The organism is Chelatococcus reniformis, from assembly GCF_014640075.1.
Taxonomy (GTDB): Bacteria; Pseudomonadota; Alphaproteobacteria; order Rhizobiales; family Beijerinckiaceae; genus Camelimonas; species Camelimonas reniformis.
In genome coordinates, this window is the sequence record NZ_BMGG01000003.1 from 529,618 (window position 1) to 547,362 (window position 17,745).

A 17,745-nucleotide genomic window follows, 5' to 3' on the forward strand; every position below is an offset into this window, starting at 1 on the left:
ATGTCCCGACCAGATGGATCATCGGACCGGGTGGAATTGACTCCAGTTTTTTAGTCCGTGTTGCCTCTATCCGATCGGACGCCGCCGATGGAGGCATGCAGAGGTGCGCCTCTAGAGCGTTTTCGAGCGAAGTGGACGCCGGTTCGCGTGAAGAAAACGCGGCAAATCAAACAGATAGAGCATTTCGGCGATTCGAAGAAACGCGGAGATACTCTAGTGCAGCAGCGGCGTCGACTCGCCGAACACGTAGCGGAAGCTGACCGAGACGATGTCGGCGCTGGCATCGGTCACGCCTGCGAAAGCGATGTTGCCGACATTGTAGTCGCGCCCTGCGCCCGACTGGATCCGGTTCCGGTCGAGGAAGAAATGCGAATAGGCGAGGCTGAGCGTCAGCTTATCGCTCCAGCGGTAGCTCGCGCCGACCGAGAGGTTGACGCGATCGCCGTCCGGCAGGCGCACCGAGCGGTTCGAGAAATCGATCGGCGAGACCTCGTAGGCGAGGCCGCCGCGCACCGTCAGGCGCGGCGACCAGTCGTACTCGGCGCCAATCGAATAGGTGAACCCGTCCTTGTAGTTCAGCGGCAGCGTGCTCACCGGCACGCCGAGGGTCCGCGAGACGATGCCGACCGTGCCGAGCCGGCTCCAGTTGTCCCACTCGAAACCGAGATCGACCCGGACGTTCGGGGCCACCACCTGGCTCAGGCCGACGCTGACCTTCTCGGGTGTGTTGAGGTTCGAGGTGACCTGCCCGGCGGTGCGGGCGAGCGCCGCCAGCGGCACTCCGATCGAGCCCTCGATGTCATGATGGATCGACGAGCGGTAGCCGATGCCGAGGACCGTGCCGGCACGCGGGGTAATCGTGGCGCCCGCGGTGAAGCCGACGCCCCAGGATTCGCCCTTGAGGAAGGCGCTCGGATAGGCTGTGGGCAGGATGCCGGGAATCGGCGTGGCTTGCCGCAGGTTGAGGCGGAAAACCTCGACGGTCGGCCCGGCCGCGACCGAGAGCCACTCGTTGACCTTGAAGCCGACGACCGGGTTGAGGGCGAGCGAGAAGATGCGCGAGGAACGTCCGTAGGCCTCGCCTGCCCAGGTCTGGTCCGGCTTGGTCGCGAGGCCGAAGGGCGCACCGGCCGAGAGGCCGACCCAAAGCCGGTCGTTGATCTGGTAGGAGGTGGCGCCCGCCGGGACCAGGGCCCCCTGCCCGATGTCGCCCGAGCCGCCGAGCGGCAGAAAGTTCGGATGGGTACCCGCCGTCGGCTGGATCTTCGCCGACAGGTTGATGAAGGTGAGGTTCTGCTCCGTCACCCAGCCCGGCCGCATGGTGATCACCGCCGGATTCCAGAACATCGAGGAGACGCCGCCGGAGCCGGCCGCGGCGCCGGCGAACGCCATGCCCTGCGCCTCGGTGCTCTGCTCACGGATACCGAAGGCGCCGGCCAGGCCCTCCGTGGTACCGGCGGCAAGCAATCCACCGGCAGCAACGCTCGCCAGCGCGAGCGGCCGAACCCAACCAGTCATCGTACCAGGCCCCCAAATCATGTTCGACAATGCCGGATTCCCGTTGGTCGTCGGGCTCCGGCTCCCCCGGAGCGACCATGAACGAACCCTGTCATTTCGGCAAGCAAATTAAGACAAGTCTATCTGAAGTATAATTTTTCCAGATACGAACTTACATCAGCTCAGATCGGCAATGGACAATCTCCACGGCCTCGCATGACTGATCAATGGGCGCCTGCGCGAGCTGCGGAAACTGGTGAAGCCTGGCATCGAGGTCGCGTTGCCTGGCACCGACGATGGCTGTGATCGCGGGTCATCCGGCGTGGGCGTAACGGCTGTTCTGCGTCGGACGGGCTCGCCATCGCGCCCGGTCGGAGCCATATCTGAACCATGACGTCGCCTCCAGGAAATGACGGCTGATGGCGGACGCGTATGGCGCCGGCGCCCCGGGGGCCGCGATGCGCGGCGTTCGCGGTCAGCCATTGCCGACGCCGCGGACGTTGCGGGAGCGGCTTGGCGCGCTGCGCAACCTCGGCCCGTTTCTGGCGATGGTCTGGCGCACCAGCCCGGCGCTGACCACGGCCTCGCTGGGGCTGCGGCTGATCCGGGCAGTGCTGCCGGTGGCAACCCTGTTCATCGGCAAGCTGATCATCGACGACATCGTCGCGCTGGTGCAGATGCCGGACAGACCGACGACGCTCGGTCAATGGCTCGAAACCGGCCGCCTCGATCGGCTCGGGCTGCTGCTGGCCGCCGAGTTCGCGGTGGCAGTCGCTGCGAATGTTCTCGGGCGGGTGGTCTCACTGATCGACAGCCTGCTCGCCGAGCGCGTGACCAACGCCTCCAGCGTGCGCCTGATGGAGCATGCGGCCACCCTCGACCTGGAGGATTTCGAGGACGCGAACTTCCAGGACCAGCTCGAACGGGCGCGCCGCCAGACCAGCGGGCGCATGTCGCTGATGGCGCTGCTGTTCAGCCAGGCACAGGATCTGGTAACCGTGGCGAGCCTCGCCGGCGGCCTGCTGCTCTACTCGCCCTGGCTCGTCGTCCTGCTGCTGGTCGCGCTGCTGCCGGCCTTCCTGGCGGAGGCGCACTTCAACGCCCAGAGCTATTCGCTCGACTATATGCGCACGCCGGAGCGGCGCGAGCTCGACTACGTCCGCCAGACCGCCGCCAGCGTCGAGACCGCCAAGGAGGTGAAGATCTTCGGGCTCAGCGGCTTCCTCATCGACCGCTACCGGCAGCTCGCCGCCGAATTCTATGCGGCCAACCGCCGGCTCGCCGTGCGCCGGGCGGGCTGGGGCGGGCTATTCGCCGCGCTCGGCAGCGCCGGCTACTACCTCGCCTACGCCTACATCGCCTGGCGCACGCTGACCGGCTCGTTCTCGGTCGGAGACCTCACCTTCCTCTCCGGCTCGTTCCTGCGCCTGCGCGCGCTGTTCGAGGGGCTGCTGTCGAGCCTGTCCGCCACCGCGAGCCAGGCGCTCTACCTCAACGACTTGTTCTCATTCTACGAGATGAAGCCGGAGATCCTGTCCCCGCCCGATCCGCGGCCGTTCCCGCGGCCGATCCGCCAGGGCTTCGCGTTCGAGGATGTCGGGTTCCGCTATCCCGGCGCCGAGCGCTGGGCGGTGCGGCACATGAGCTTCACCCTCGACGCGGGCGAGGTCGTCGCGCTCGTGGGCGAGAATGGCGCCGGCAAGACTACCCTGGTGAAGCTCATCGCCCGTCTCTACGATCCCGACGAAGGCCGCATCCTGCTCGACGGCCACGACCTGCGCGCCTACGATCTGGACGAGCTGCGCGCCAACATCGGCGTCATCTTCCAGGACTTCGTCCGCTACAATCTCACCGCCGCCGACAACATCGCCGTCGGCCGCATCGCCTCACGTGCCGACCGCGCGCGCATCACCCGCGCCGCGGCGCGCAGCCAGGCCGACGAGGTGATCGGCAGGCTTGCGGGCGGCTATGACCAGATGGTCGGCAAGCGCTTCAGGAACGGCGTGGAGTTGTCCGGCGGCGAATGGCAGAAGATCGCCATCTCCCGCGCCTACATGCGCGACGCGGCCGTGCTGATCCTCGACGAGCCGACGGCAGCGCTGGACGCTCGCTCCGAGTTCGAAGTGTTCCGCCGCTTCAAGGAGCTCAGCCAGGGCCGGACGGCGATCCTCATCTCGCACCGCTTCTCCAGCGTCCGCATGGCCGACCGGATCCTCGTCCTTGCCAATGGCCAGGTGGAAGCCGCCGGCACGCACGACGAGCTCATCGCCCAGTCCGGCCGCTATGCCGAGCTCTTCGAACTGCAGGCCGCAGGCTACCGCTAGCAGGCTCTGTCGGTGTTCAGGGCGGCCCGTCAATTTATCCGGGTAAAACCATTGCGAGATTTGACCCGGGTGATATTATGCGGGCGAGAGAGACGTCCCAAACGTCGGTGCGCCGGGATCACGGGTCATGAAGGGCGAAGCAAGGAAGGCGGCCATCGCGGCCTACAAGGAGCGCAAGGCAACGGCCGGCATCTTCGCCGTGCGCTGCAGCGCCACGGGCGAGCGCTGGGTGGGGCGCACGCCCGATCTGAACACGGTGCAGAACCGGCTGTGGTTTACGCTGCGCCATGGCAGCCACCGCTCTCGCACGTTGCAGGCGGCCTGGCATCGGCACGGTCCCGACGGCTTTCTCGTCGAGGACATCGAGCTGATCGCCGATGAAGCCATCGACTATGTCCGCGAGCGCATCCTGAAGGAGCGGCTCGCCCATTGGCGCGCGACGCTGGATGCCGAGGCGATCTGAGCTCGGCGGACGCGCCGTGCCGTCGTCTGTCGGAGTCACCAGCTTATCCGACCGGATAAGGCAGGCGGCCACGCGGCGGCTCAAGACGTTCGCGGCTGTGGCTGGTCGGCCGCGAGCATGGCAACGATGGTTTCGACCACGTCCGGCACGGCATTCTCGTCGAGCCACATGTGATAGCGCTTCGCCGGCCCGGCCAGCGCCCATTCGCGCAGCGACAGCACGCTGTTGAGATAGGCCTCCAGGAAGACCATGCGCCGGTTCCTGGTGCGCTCCGGCACATCCGAGAGGAGCCGCCGCAGGTGCTGGAGGCACCTGAGGTAGCCCGAGTTCAGCCGCCCCTCCAGGGCGGCGATGAACATGTCGCGGTGGGTCAGCGACAGCAGGGCGATGAAGCGCGTATAGCTCTGCTCGCTGCCGCCGAGCTCTTCGGGAAGATTGATGGAGGGAATCACCAGCGCCTCCACGATCTCGCGGATCGTGCGCGGGCCGCCGGCGGCCTCCAGCGCATCGAGCTGCGCGTTGCGCCGCTCGTCGATGATGCGGGCCCCGTCGGCAACGATCTCCCGGATCAGCGCCTCCTTCGAGCCGAAGTAGTAGGTGAGCGAGCCGTGGTTCTTCTGCCCGGAGGCGGCGACGATCTCGCGCACGGTGACGCCGTCGATGCCGTGGCGCGCGAACAGCTTGCAGGCCGTCTGCTTGATCTGCTCCCGTGCGCCTTTCGGCACCCGCTCGTTCATCTTTGCCAACTTGACGCCGCTCCGGGCCATTGTTAGGCCACCTGGATAAGCGACCCAGGCGGCTTCCCGCGGCCTTAGCAGATCGGCCGGTCCGGTCAAAGGGGCGGGACTGGCAAGCCGGGTCGCGGCGACGGAGGAGATGGCGCGTTGGGCGGTTTCGATTTTCAGGGGCGCACGGTGCTGGTGGTCGGCGGCTCCAGCGGCATCGGCAACGGCATCGCCCAGCAGTTCCGCGCACACGGGGCCGAGGTCCACGTCTGGGGCACGCGCGTGTCGGCCGACGCCTACCGGGCCGAGGACGGCAGTGACCTCGACGGGCTGCGTTATCAGCAGGTGGATGTCGGCGACCGCGAGGCGATCGTCGCATGCCAGCCCCCGTTCCAGCGCCTGGACGTGCTGGTGCTGAGCCAGGGCACGGTGGTCTACCGGCGCGGCGAGTTCGAGCAGCCGGGATGGGACCGGGTGATCGGCGTCAACCTCGACAGCGTCATGGCCTGCGCCGTCAAGTTCAAGCCCCTCCTGTCGGAAGCGCGCGGCAGCCTGATCGTCATCAGCTCGATCTCGGGTTCCCGCGCCAATTTGGGCAACCCTGCCTACGCTGCCTCCAAGGCCGGTGCCATCAGCCTCACCAAGAGCCTCGCCGCCGCTTGGGCGGGAGATCAGATCCGCGTCAACGGGATCGCGCCCGGGCTCGTCGACACCAAGCTCACCAAGGTAACCACGGAAAACCCCAAGCGGCGCGACGCGGCGTTGGCGACGATCCCCATGGCCCGCATGGGCACGCCGGAGGACATGGCGGGCGCGGCCCTGTTCCTGGCCTCCCCCTATGCCGCCTATGTCTGCGGCCAGACCCTCACGGTGGACGGCGGGCTCACCCTGTCCTAGGGCGTTTTCGAGCGAAGTGGACGCCGGTTCGCGTGAAGAAAACGCGATAAAACAAACAGATAGAGCATTTTGGCGATTCGAAGAAGCGCGAGAATGCTCTAGGGCGCCGACGGGTCGCGCGGCCGCGCCCGAGTTGGACGGCACCGCCGACCGGCGGTCGCCCGAGCGTTGAGCGGCCGTCGCCCGCTCGCCGCCTGTCCCGCCGGGACCGGCGGTCAGATCGAACGAGCTCTCCCATGCTGATCGAACGCAAGCAGACCTACGAGGAGATGTGCGCGGCCTTCCGCTGGCGCATCCCCGCCGCCTACAACATCGCTCACGACGTCAGCGACCGTCATGTGGCGGCGACGCCCGACCGCGTCGCGCTCATCCACGAGCGGGCGGACGGGACCGTCGAGACCTACACCTTCCTCGCCGTGCAGCACGCCGCCAATCGCCTCGCCAATCTCCTGCGCCACGTCGGCGTCGGCCAGGGCGAGCGCGTCATGATCCTGCTCGGCCAGGATCCGGCGACGGCCATCGCCCATCTCGCCTGCTGGAAATCCGGGATCGTCTCCATTCCGACCTCGATCCTGTTCGGGGCGGACGCATTGCTCTACCGGCTCAACGACGCCGGCGCCAAGGTCGTCATCACCAATCGCGAGAACTACGCCAAGATCGCGGAGATCCGCGATCAGGCGCCGAGTCTCGAAACGGTCCTCCTGGTGGACGGCGACGATGTCGGCGCCCAGTCGCTTTGGGCTGGTGCCGAACGGGCCTCGGACAGGTTCGATACCTTGTCGCTCACGCCGGATACACCGGCCTTCATCAGCTACACGTCCGGCACGACCGGGCTGCCGAAAGGCACGCTGCACGGCCACCGCGTGCTCCTCGGCCACATGCCGGGCGTGGAGTTCATGCTCGACTTCTTCCCCCAGCCCGGCGACATCACCTGGTCGCCCGCCGACTGGTCGTGGCTGGCGGGCCTCATGAACATTCTCATGCCCGGCTGGTTTGCGGGCGTACCGGTGCTGACCTGGCGGGCCTCGAGTTTCGATGCCGACGAGGCGCTCCGCATGATCGCCAAGCACCAGGTGCGCACGGCGATGCTGACTCCGACCATGCTCAAGCTGATGCGCCAATCGGGCTCCCCGCACCTGCGCGACGTCAAGCTGCGCGCCGTCGTGTCGGGATCGGAGGCGGTCGGCAAGGACCTGCTGGAGTGGGCCAACGGGACGCTCGGCCTCCACATCAACGAGGGCTTCGGCCAGACCGAGTGCAACATGGCCATGGGCAATTGCTGGCAGGTGCTGCCGCCTCGGCTCGGGTCGCTGGGCAAGGCCGTTCCCGGACAGGCGGCCGCCATTGTCGACGACGCCGGTGAGGAACTGCCGCCGGGCACCACGGGCAACCTCGCCTTCCGGCGCGGCCATCCCGCGATGTTCCTCGAATACTGGAAACGGCCGGAGGCGACGGCGGAGAAATACGCCGGCGACTGGATGATCACCGGCGACATGGCCACAATGGATGGCGACGGCTACTTCTGGTACCAGGGCCGCGGCGACGACGTCATCACCAGCTCGGGCTACCGCATCGGGCCGGGCGAGATCGAGGACGCGCTCGTGCGCCACCCGGCGGTGGTGATGGCCGCCGCCATCGGCGTGCCGGACCCCGTGCGCACCGAGACGATCAAGGCCTTCGTCATCCTGGCACCCGGCCACGCCCCGAGCCCCGAACTCGCCGACGACATCCGCAAGACCGTGCGCAGCCGGCTCGCCAAGCACGAGTATCCGCGCGAGATCGAATTCATCGACGCGATGCCGATGACCACCACGGGCAAGATCCTGCGGCGCGAGCTGCGGGAGCGCGAGACGGCGAAGATCAAGACAACCTGAGCGCGGCCGGTGGCCGCGACTTTGGCCGTGGCAAGCGGCCGTCCAGAGGAGAAGAGACGATGAGGGACAGAATTTCCGCAGTGAGCCTGGCCGTTCTGGCGGTCGGCCTGCCCGCGGCAGCGCGCGCCGAGGGCCCGCCGAGCGAAATCCGGATCGGGCAGACAATGCCCTATAGCGGACCGGCGTCGGCCTACGGGGTCATCGGCCGGGTCGAGGCCGCATATATCGACATGATCAACGACAAGGGCGGCATCAACGGCCGCAAGGTCAAGTTCATCAGCCTCGACGACGCCTATTCGCCGCCCAAGACGGTGGAGCAGACCAGGCGTCTGGTCGAGCAGGACGAGGTCATGGCCGTCTTCGGCACCGTCGGCACGCCGACCAACCTTGCCGTTCACAAATACCTGAACAACAAGAAGGTGCCACAGCTTTTCGTCTCCACCGGCGCGACGATCTGGACCGAGTTCAAGAAGTATCCGTGGACCATCGGCTGGCTACCCGACTACGAGTCGGAAGCAAAGATCTATGCCAAGTACGTGCTCAAGGAGCGTCCCAACGGCAAGATCGCCATCCTCTACCAGAACGACGATTCCGGTCGCGACTATCTGCGCGGCTTCAAGGCCGGGCTCGGTGCCGACAACGCCAAGCGGATGATCGTCGCCGAAGCGAGCTATCAGGTGAGCGACGCCACCGTCGACTCCCAGATCCTGACGTTGCAGGCGTCCGGCGCCGACGTGCTGTTTACCCACGCGACCCCCAAGTTCGGCGCCCAGGCAATCCGCAAGGTCTATGAAATCGGCTGGAAACCTTTGCAGCTCATCAGCACGAACTCCAACACCATCGCCGGCACGCTGGCGCCCGCCGGGCTCGAGAAGGCGCAAGGGCTGATCTCCGCCTTCATCCTCAAGGATCCGAGCGACAGCCGCTGGCACAACCAGCCGGACTATCAGGCCTACCTCGCGCTGCTGAAGAAATACGCGCCCACCGTCGACGACAAGGACTCCTGGGCCGCCTACGGCTACATCGCCGCCCAAGGGCTGGTGAAGGTGCTGGAGCAGTGCGGCGACGACCTCTCCCGCGAGAACATCATGAAGCAGGCGCGCAATATGGACTTCACTCCGGGCATGCTGCTGCCCGGCATCAAGGCCCACACCAGCCCGGACAATGGCTACCCGCCGATCAAGAGCATGCAGCTGTCGCGCTTCGAGGGCACCAACTGGAAGCCCACCGGCGAGGTCATCAGCGGCGACTGAGGCGGAGAGGCCCGCGCCGGAAGCACGGCTGCGTCGCGCCAACGCGGCGCCGCCGCTGAGGCGCCCGGGGCCATTCATGGAGGAAGCCCGATGAAGCGTCTGACGCTCACCTTCGACAACGGCCCGGAGCCGCCGTTCACCCATCACGTGCTCGACGTGCTCGCCGCCCACGGCATAAAGGCGACGTTCTTCGCTATCGGCAGCAATCTGCGGCTGAAGCCCGACGCCCACGCCGCGCTGCGCCGCGCCAAGAGCGAGGGCCATCGCATCGGCAACCACACCTATTACCACGCCTATTCGTTCGGCGACGTGGACCGCGACGATGCGGTGGAGTTCGAGGTGGCCCCGACCTTCGCCCAGCTCGGCGAGCTTGCCGATCCGGCCCTCCTGGTCCGCCCCTACTGCTACGGCGGCGTTCTCGACAGCCGGGTGTTCAAGCCGGCCGACGTCGAGGCCTTTCTCACCGGCGGCTACACCTGCGTGCTGTACAATTCGGTGCCGCGGGACTGGGAGGGTGGCGACTGGGATCAGCGGGCGCTCGCCGACATGGCGGGCCGCGCATGGACCACCATGGTCCTGCATGACATCGCCATGAACCCCGGCGGCGTGGCCGAGCAGCCCATCGCCAAGCTCGACAGCTTCATCCGCCAGGCCAAGGCGGCGGGCTACGAATTCACCCAGGAGTATTCCCCCGACGCGGTGCTGATGGCGGGCGGCAAGATCCTGCAGCCGATCGACCATCTGGTGACGGGACGTACGGCCGGCTCGGGGGCCGAGCGCCGGGTCTCCAACCCGCTGTTTAATCGCCGCAGCTAGGCGCGGCCGAGACTCGACGGTTACCCCGCCATTTGCGATGTGAACGGTTGCGTCAGGACAATCGGGCCAGGGAGGAAGCGATGACGGTCGCCAAGCAGGCTGAGAGCGGGGCAACGCCGGGCTTTGATACGCAGGCGGTCGCGGCGTGGCTCGCACGCCAGGCCACCGAACTGGAGCCGCCACTGGCGTGGACCCGGCTCCCGGGCGGCCACTCCAACCTCAGCTACATGATCGAGGACGGCAACGGCCGCAAGGCGGTGATCCGCCGTCCACCGCTCGGCGAGCTGCTGCCCAAGGCGCACGACATGGGCCGCGAGTGGAAGCTCATCACCGCATTGGGGCCGACGCCCGTGCCGGTGCCGCGGGCGCTCGCCTTCTGCGACGACAAGGCCGTCACCGGCGCGCACTTCTACGTCATGAGCCATGTCGATGGCCGGCCGCTCTATACCGCCGAGGACACCGAGCGCCTCGTGCCGGAAGACCAGCGGGTCAAGCTCGCCCATTCCTTCATCGACGTGCTGGCCGACCTGCACGCGCTCGACCCCGATGCGCTCGGGCTCGGCGACCTCGGCAAGCGCGACAGCTACGTCGGCCGCCAGCTCAAGACCTGGTACCAGTCGTGGACGGCCTCGATTGCGCCGGCCAAATACGACGACCCGCGGGCGCACACGCTGCAGAAGTTCTTCCTCGACAACCTCCCCGATCAGGGACCGGCCCGGGTGGTGCACGGCGACTACGGGCTGCACAACTGCCTGACCGGGCCGGAGCACACTATCGCCGCGGTGGTCGACTGGGAGATCTCCACGCTCGGCGACCCGCTGGCCGATCTCGCCTACGCCCTCAACACCTGGCCCGATCCCGAGCGAGGCTTTCCGGTCATTCCTGACAGCGCGACCGCGGTGACGGGCTTCCCCCTGCGCCGCGATCTCGCAGCGCGATATGCCGAACGCACCGGGCGGGACCTGTCGCTGCTCGACTATTATGCCGGCTTCAACAGGTGGAAGACCGCGGCGATCGTCCACGGCGTCTATGCCCGCTACATGGAGGGCAAGAAGAGCGCGGAAGGGGTCGACCTCGACCTCCTGCGCAGCCGCGTCGACCAGAACCTGGCCTGGGCTGCGGAAGCGATCGAGCGCCTGCTGGCGCGCGGCTGAGACCCTGCCGGGCGGCATGGCGCCGCTCGACCAGGCGTGGCCGGCCAGCGGGCAAGTGTCCGTGCGACCGCCGCCCCCACCTGGGCGACGGACGGCTGCCGCGTCTCGAAATAGGCGCCGAAGCGCGCGGCCAGGGCGGCAACCTGCGCGGCCGACAGGACGGCAAGGTTCTTCAAATCATCGTCCTCGTGTAAGTCTTTGTCTCGGGCAGGACCTTGTCCCAGCACCGAATCCACTTTTGAGGATCATGCTCTAGAGCATTTCCGCGTTTATCCGAATCGCTGAAATGCTTTACTTATTTGTTTCATCGGATTTTCTTCACTCGAACCTGCATCCACTTCGCTCGAAAACGCTCTAGAGCACTTCTGCGTTTCTTCGAATCGCCGAAATGCTCAGTCTGTTTGATTTGTCGCGTTTTCTTCACGCGAACCGGCGTCCACTTCGCTCGAAAACGCTCTAGACCGGCGCACCTGTGCGAACGACATCCCACAGCTCCTGTGGAGCCGTCACGCGGACGGCGAACCAAAGGCGTGCATGCGCATGCGCGCAGGTCAAATCGATGCCGTCGGGGTCGATACCGCAGACCGCCCAGTTGCCAGCCTTTGCGCCGGCACGGTCCGCGAGCCGCTTCGGCAGGCCGGCTGTGGCGTTCAGGCGGTCGACCAGGGCATCTTCGGCGTCGAGCAGCGCCTCCGCGCCCGACAGATCCGTGCGGAGCATTTCCGGCGTGACGTCCGTCACCGCGTTGCGGGCTGGTCCGCCATTGAACCGCAGATCCTCGATGAGGAGGCGGTAGAGCATCGCATCGGGCAAGGACAGATAGAGCTTCGCCTTGGGAAAGCGCGCGGCGTAGCGCGCCTTGGCGCGGTCGATCTCGTCAGCCGCAAGCCGCCTCGCGCGGCCGACGAGGGTGAGACGCGGCTGGGTCAGGACGTCCGGCTTTCCCGGCGGAAAGAGCACGAGCGAGACCCTGTTGTCCGCCGCAATGTTGCGCGCATGCAGCGCCAGATTTGCGGTGAAGAAGTACGGTGTGCCGCTCGGCTCGACGGCAATATTGGTCATGGTGCCGTAGGGATAGCCGCTCGGATCGAGCGTGGCCAACGACGCCGAAGGCGCCGTTCGGAGTAGATTTCGCGCGACGTTGAGCGCCTCGAATGGTTTGGCCGCTCCTTCGACGATTTTCAAGCCACGGGGGGTGATGATCTGACGCTGCACCTGCAATATCCGCCCTCCTGAATGCCGCTTTTGTTTCCATCATCTCGCGCGAAATACATACTGCTCAATATGCGCAGCCGCCCATCGAGATACGCGCTTGTCTTTTACTGGCGGCGACGTAGTCTATTAGGGCCGGACGAGAGGATGCATCGACTGTGGGCGGTCGTGCTCCGCCGCCCTCCTGCGAGGCCCTGATCCGACCTCTCGATCGAACGCAGGCGTTCGATCCCAGCGGCGCACATGAGCCTGGGCCCGTCCGGCAAAGCTCAGGTGACGTTCGATGGGCGATCCCGAGCCTTACTCGATGGCGGCGACTTGCCGGCGAGAGACGGGCGCGCAAGGCGGCGCTGGCGGAGCGGGAACGCTCGGGCCGGCGAGCGTCCCGGCGTTGGTTGCCCCGTCATGTCCCGCCTGAAGGCTTCGCCGCCACCTCCTTGCGGGCAATCGCCAGCGCGTCGGCAAGCTTGCCTTCGAAATGCACCGCGGGCGGCCTCACGCCATGGACGAGCAGCACCCGCCGCACCGCCGGCGATGCTCCCACGATATAGACCGCCGCTTGATGCCGCCGCGCCCTTCGGGAGAATCCCTCGATGGTGGCGGCCGCCGTCGAGTCGATCACCGCGACGGACGAGAAGTCGATCACATAGGCCTTGGGGTGCTCACCGATGCGGTCGAGCGCTGCCGCCACGGTGGCGGCGGCGCCGAAGAAGAAGGCGCCGGAAATCCGATAGACGATGATATCCGGATCGGCGGCGAGCGCCGGATCGCGGCCCGGCACGCAGTTGTCGTTGGCCGTATCGGCGATATCCTCCTCGATGGGTGGCATCGGTCGTTCGATCGTGACCGCGTTGGCCATATGATGCAGGAACAATAGCGCGCCGATCCCGAAGCCGACCACGATCCCCTCGGTCAGGTCGCGCAGCACGACCAGCAGGAAGGTGGCGAGCAGCACCACCGCATCGCCGCGGGAAGCGCGCAGCAAGGTCGCGAACTCGTGCTTCTCCGCCATGTTCCAGGCGACCACCCCCAGGACGCCCGCGAGTGCCGGAAGCGGGATATAGCTCGCCAGCGGCGCGGCCACGAGCATGAACAGCAGCAGGAATGCCGCGTGGCAGATGCCCGCCAACGGCCCGCGCGCGCCGGCTCGCACGTTGGTGGCGGTGCGCGCGATGGTTCCGGTGACGCAGATGCCGCCGAACAGCGACGAGGCGATGTTGGCCGCGCCCTGCGCCACCAACTCGGCGTTGGAGCGGTGCCGACTGCCGCTCATGCTGTCGGCGACCACGGCCGAGAGCAGGCTCTCGATGCCTCCGAGCAGCGTGAAGGACAGCGCCGCCGGCAGCACGTCCAGCACCCTGCCGAGCGAAAGAACCGGCAGGTGCGGCATCGGCAGCCCCTGGGGAATGCCGCCGAAGCGGCTGCCGATGGTTTCGACCGGCCAGCCGAATACGGCGGCGAGCAGGGATGTGAGCGCGACGGCGATGAGGAAGGCGGGCCAGTGCGGCCGCAGCCGGCGGACAAAGACGATGGTGGCGATTGCCAGCGCGGCGACGGTGGCGGCCGTCCAGTTCAGCGTGGGCAACGCCTGCGCGAGGACCTGCAGCTTGGGAATGAATGGACCCGGCTCGGGGCCGGCCAGGGTGAGGCCGAGCAAGTCCTTCAGCTGGCTCGCCAGGATGATGACGGCAATGCCGGCCGTGAACCCCACCGTCACGGGATAGGGAATGTATTTGATGAAGGTGCCGAGCCTCAGCGCTCCCACCGCCACCAGCATCAGCCCGGACAGGAAGGTGGCGAGGATCAGGCCGTCGAGGCCGTGCTGCTGCACCGTCGCGGCGACCAGAACGATGAAGGCGCCGGCCGGGCCTCCAATCTGGAATCGGCTGCCGCCGAGCGCCGACACGACGAAGCCGCCCACGATCGCCGTGTAGAGACCTCGGTCCGGCGCCACCCCTGAGGCAATGGCGATCGCCATCGACAGTGGCAGCGCGACGATTGCGACCGTAAGCCCGGCGATCACGTCCGCCCTCAGGTCGCCCAAACCGTAGGGCTCGCGCAGCCGGGTCACGAGCTTGGGCGTATAGAGCTCTATGAGAGTTGGTTGGCGTCCCTGGGCAATCATGATCTCCACTCTCTCGCGCACGAGCGGCGGATCAGGTCGGTCGATGCCGCCGTCAGGCGCTGCCCGGCGGCCGCTTGGCCTGTTTCAGGCGCACGCCGCGCCCCCCTTCCCGACTGACCGTGTGTTCGCCGATCAGTTCGACACCGGCGCGGTCCAGCGCCTCGACGACCTTGGTCAGCGTGTCGACCACGCCGCGCACGTTGCCCTCGCTCGCTTCCATGCGCTGGATGGTGGGCAGGGAGACGCCGGACATCTCGGCCAGCTGGCGCTGGTCGATACCGAGCAGCGCGCGGGCGGCGCGCATCTGGGCGGCAGTTATCATCCGCTCTCGTGAGGCATGCATGCACCATATTGCATTAATGACGCTTTAGACATTATTATGTACAGTTGAGACGTGAATAGCAATGCCCACAGGGGAGATCGGCCGGAGCCATTTCGCCAGAGCGCACCGAGCAACGGAGGCACCGATCAGGGAGACGCGCTCCAGATAATGAGCTGAAGCCTTTCCGCCCGGTCGGATGGTTCCATCTGTTGGGGGAGCGCTCGAGCAGCCACACGAGGGCTCGGCCGCAGGCGGACATGCCGCGAGCCATGCATTCACCTGGAGCCTGTCCGTGGGGCCCCTAAGAGGATCGGAGCCCATGACGTGCGATGATACGGAGGCCGCCGCTGCGGCGGTCGGCGCAGATCCCCCGACGCGGCGCCGCGCCCCGGTCTGGCGCGAGCGGGCAGTGTCGATAGCGGTTGCCGGGCTCATCGGATCGGTCGTGCCGGCCGCGGCGATGCTGCCGCCAAGGTTCTACGAGCAGGCCCGGCAGAACGCCGTGGACGTGGTCGTGATCCGGGTCGCGCAGGTCGGCGCTCCTCCGGAGCCGACGGGCTTCGGTCCGTGCGCCGTCACCGGCACCGTGCTCCGGGTGGAACGGGGAACAGCCCACCGTGCCGGCGAGCGCATCGTCCTCCAAGTGCCGTGCGCGCGGCTCGGCGCCCGCGCGCCGATCGGTCCCGTCCTCTACCAGCCGATCGCCCGCCTGCGCGCGGGGCGCTATGCGCGCGCCTACCTCGACGCCCACGGGCTCCTGACGCTGTCCCAGTACCGGATTCTGCGCAGGCCCTGAAGGCCGGCTATCCTTCAATCCGGGAGAAATCGGCCACGTCGCGGGTCGCGGTACGGATCTCGCCCAGCAGTTCCAGGCGGTTGCGCCGCAGCGCCGGATCGTCCGCATTGACGGTGACCTGGTCGAAGAAGGTGTCGACCGGACCGCGCAAACGGGCAAGCGCCTGCATGGCGGCGGCGAAGTCCTCGCGTCCGACCGCCGCGGCGGCCTGCTCGCGGGCCGCGTGCAAGGCCTCGACCAGGGCCTTTTCGGCCGGCTCGCCACGCTCCAGGATCAGGGTGACGTCCGGTCCCTGGCCGTAGCTCACCCCGTCCTTCTTCTCCTCGATGCGCAGGATGTTGGCGGCCCGCTTGACGCCGGCGAGCAGGCTCCTGCCGTCCTCCGACGCCAGGAACCTCCCGAGCGCCTCGACCCGTCGCACGACGAGGAGCAGGTCGTCCTGACCATCCAGGGACAGGACGGCATCGATCAGGTCGTGCCGGGCGCCCTGCTCACGCAGATGGACCTTGAGGCGGTCGTGGAAGAAGGCAAGCAGCGAGACGGCATCGGCCGAGACGACGCGGCCGCCGAAGGCTTCCGGCAGGCGCGGCATGGAGCGTTTGGCGGTCTCCGGCTCGGCCTCGTGACAGATGCCGACGAGCGGCAACTTGAGCCCGTTTTCCAGGACCAGGCGGATGACGCCCAGCGCCGCGCGCCTGAGCGCATAGGGATCCTTGGAGCCGGTCGGCTTCTCGTCGATGGCCCAGAAGCCCGCGAGGGTATCGAGCTTGTCGGCCAGCGCCACCGCGACCCCGACCGGATCGCTCGGCACCCGGTCCGAGGGGCCGAGCGGCCGATAGTGGTCCTCGATCGCCGCGGCGACGCGCGCGTCCTCGCCCTGGGCGGTGGCGTAGTAGCGGCCCATCAGGCCCTGCAGCTCCGGAAACTCACCCACCATCTCGGTGGTCAAGTCCGCCTTGGCGAGGTGCCCGGCCCGGCTGGCAAGCGCCGGATCGGCGCCGACGACCGGTGCCAACCGCTGCGCCAGGGAAACGATGCGCTCCACCCGCTCGCCCTGCGTGCCGAGCTTCTCATGAAAGACCGACCGGGAATCGATCAGCTTTTGCAGGCGCTGATCGAGCGGCTTGAGGTCGGTGCGCACCCGATAATCGGGCAAAGCCTTGAGGTCGGTCTCCCAGAAATGGCGCGCGTCGGCGAGGCGGGCGCGCACGACGCGCGCGTTCCCGGCAGCGATCGCCGCACCGTCGTCGCTCGCCTCGATGTTGGCCACCAGCAGAAAACGATTGGCGAGGCTGCCATCCGGCCGACGCAGCACGAAACACTTCTGGTTGGCGCGAATGGTGGCGCGGATCACCTCCGGCGGGATGGCGAGAAACTCCTCTTCGAAGGTGCCCATCAGCACCACCGGCCATTCGACCAGTCCGCCCACCTCCTCCAGCAGGCCTTCGTCCTCGACGAGGTCGAGCCCCTGGGCAAAGGACAGGGTTTTGGCCTCGCTCAGGATGATGTCCTTGCGCCGGTCGAGGTCGAGGACGACCTTGGCGCGCTCCAGCGTGGCGACGTAGTCGTCGAATCGTTTCACGCGAATCGGGCCGGCCATGCCGGCGGCAGCGGCCATGAAACGGTGGCCGCGGGTCGTGTCGCCGGCGGCGATGCCGTCGACGGCGAACGGCACGACCTCCGGCTCCTCCGTCTCCGGACCGAAGGTGGCAACGATCGCGTGCAGCGGCCGGACCCAGCGCAGCGCCCCGGGCGCGGCCGACCCGGCGCCCCAGCGCATGGACTTGGGCCACGGAAAGCTGCGCACGATGTCGGGCAGCACCTCGGCCAGCACGTCGAGCGTGCGCCGGCCGGGCTTTTCGATCACGGCGACGTAGAACTCGCCTTTCTTGGCATCGGCAACGATCTTGGCATGATCGAGCGAAGCGAGCCCGGCGCTCTTGAGGAAGCCCTGGATGGCCGCATCCGGCGCGCCGACGCGCGGCCCCTTGCGCTCCTCGCGCACGTCCTGCCCCACCGCGGGCAGGCCGACGACGTTGAGGGCGATGCGACGCGGCGTCACGTAAGCGGCCGCCCCCTCGTAGACGAAGCCGCGGTCGACCAGCGCGTTGGTCACCAGCGCCCTGAGGTCCCGCGCGGCGGCGCGCTGCATGCGGGCGGGAATTTCTTCGGAGAAGAGCTCGAGGAGAAGGTCAGGCATTCGCCGTTGCTCGCGTTGAGGGACGTGTCGGGTGGCGCCTGCGACGACATACGCCGGCTTCGACCCGCCCTCAATCTTTTCGAGACG

At 67.4% G+C, this 17,745-nt stretch carries 14 protein-coding genes; 8 read left to right on the forward strand and 6 right to left on the reverse strand.

The annotated features are described in order from the left end of the window. Positions 1-213: 213 nt before the first annotated feature. Positions 214-1,518, reverse strand: coding sequence for an OmpP1/FadL family transporter (locus IEW34_RS10530; RefSeq protein WP_188609114.1), 1,305 nt, complete (start codon positions 1,516-1,518; stop codon positions 214-216). Between the two features lie 437 nt (positions 1,519-1,955). Here IEW34_RS10530 and IEW34_RS10535 point away from each other — a divergent pair, with 437 nt between their 5' ends. Both IEW34_RS10535 and IEW34_RS10540 read left to right on the forward strand, forming a co-directional pair. Next, complete coding sequence (locus IEW34_RS10535) at positions 1,956-3,821, forward strand: ABC transporter ATP-binding protein (RefSeq protein WP_188609256.1); 1,866 nt, start codon at positions 1,956-1,958, stop codon at positions 3,819-3,821. A 127-nt stretch (positions 3,822-3,948) separates the two neighbouring features. Continuing rightward, entirely contained in the window at positions 3,949-4,284 is a 336-nt protein-coding gene (locus IEW34_RS10540; protein ID WP_188609115.1) for a GIY-YIG nuclease family protein, read from the forward strand. A gap of 80 nt (positions 4,285-4,364) precedes the next feature. Here IEW34_RS10540 and IEW34_RS10545 read toward each other — a convergent pair whose 3' ends face one another. Further along, positions 4,365-5,021, reverse strand: coding sequence for a TetR/AcrR family transcriptional regulator (locus IEW34_RS10545; RefSeq protein ID WP_244641928.1), 657 nt, complete (start codon positions 5,019-5,021; stop codon positions 4,365-4,367). Between the two features lie 147 nt (positions 5,022-5,168). On the opposite strand from IEW34_RS10545, the gene IEW34_RS10550 reads away from it, so the two are divergent. The 5 genes from IEW34_RS10550 to IEW34_RS10570 all read left to right on the forward strand — a co-directional run bounded on the left by IEW34_RS10550 (position 5,169) and on the right by IEW34_RS10570 (position 11,003). Then, entirely contained in the window at positions 5,169-5,906 is a 738-nt protein-coding gene (locus IEW34_RS10550; RefSeq protein WP_188609117.1) for an SDR family NAD(P)-dependent oxidoreductase, read from the forward strand. A gap of 236 nt (positions 5,907-6,142) precedes the next feature. Continuing rightward, a complete protein-coding gene (locus tag IEW34_RS10555) occupies positions 6,143-7,780 on the forward strand; it encodes an acetate--CoA ligase (protein ID WP_188609118.1) in 1,638 nt (545 codons plus the stop codon). Positions 7,781-7,839: 59 nt separating this feature from the next. Then, the gene (locus tag IEW34_RS10560) at positions 7,840-9,033 is read left to right on the forward strand and encodes an ABC transporter substrate-binding protein (protein ID WP_188609119.1); all 1,194 of its coding nucleotides are present in this window, start codon (positions 7,840-7,842) and stop codon (positions 9,031-9,033) included. A 90-nt stretch (positions 9,034-9,123) separates the two neighbouring features. Then, a complete protein-coding gene (locus IEW34_RS10565) occupies positions 9,124-9,849 on the forward strand; it encodes a polysaccharide deacetylase family protein (RefSeq protein WP_188609120.1) in 726 nt (241 codons plus the stop codon). Between the two features lie 80 nt (positions 9,850-9,929). Further along, entirely contained in the window at positions 9,930-11,003 is a 1,074-nt protein-coding gene (locus tag IEW34_RS10570) for a phosphotransferase family protein (protein WP_188609121.1), read from the forward strand. A gap of 456 nt (positions 11,004-11,459) precedes the next feature. On the opposite strand, the gene IEW34_RS10575 is transcribed toward IEW34_RS10570, so the two are convergent. From IEW34_RS10575 to IEW34_RS10585, 3 genes are all read right to left on the reverse strand, one after another. Continuing rightward, a complete protein-coding gene (locus IEW34_RS10575; RefSeq protein WP_244641929.1) occupies positions 11,460-12,218 on the reverse strand; it encodes a HugZ family pyridoxamine 5'-phosphate oxidase in 759 nt (252 codons plus the stop codon). Positions 12,219-12,618: 400 nt separating this feature from the next. Continuing rightward, a complete protein-coding gene (locus tag IEW34_RS10580; protein ID WP_188609122.1) occupies positions 12,619-14,340 on the reverse strand; it encodes a SulP family inorganic anion transporter in 1,722 nt (573 codons plus the stop codon). A gap of 52 nt (positions 14,341-14,392) precedes the next feature. After that, positions 14,393-14,662: a helix-turn-helix domain-containing protein gene (locus IEW34_RS10585; RefSeq protein WP_188609123.1), complete on the reverse strand. Its 270-nt coding sequence runs from the start codon at positions 14,660-14,662 to the stop codon at positions 14,393-14,395. Between the two features lie 319 nt (positions 14,663-14,981). On the opposite strand from IEW34_RS10585, the gene IEW34_RS10590 reads away from it, so the two are divergent. Further along, complete coding sequence (locus IEW34_RS10590; RefSeq protein WP_188609124.1) at positions 14,982-15,458, forward strand: hypothetical protein; 477 nt, start codon at positions 14,982-14,984, stop codon at positions 15,456-15,458. A gap of 7 nt (positions 15,459-15,465) precedes the next feature. On the opposite strand, the gene glyS is transcribed toward IEW34_RS10590, so the two are convergent. Then, positions 15,466-17,658, reverse strand: a complete 2,193-nt coding sequence (glyS, locus tag IEW34_RS10595; protein ID WP_188609125.1) for a glycine--tRNA ligase subunit beta — start codon at positions 17,656-17,658, stop codon at positions 15,466-15,468. Positions 17,659-17,745: the final 87 nt, after the last annotated feature.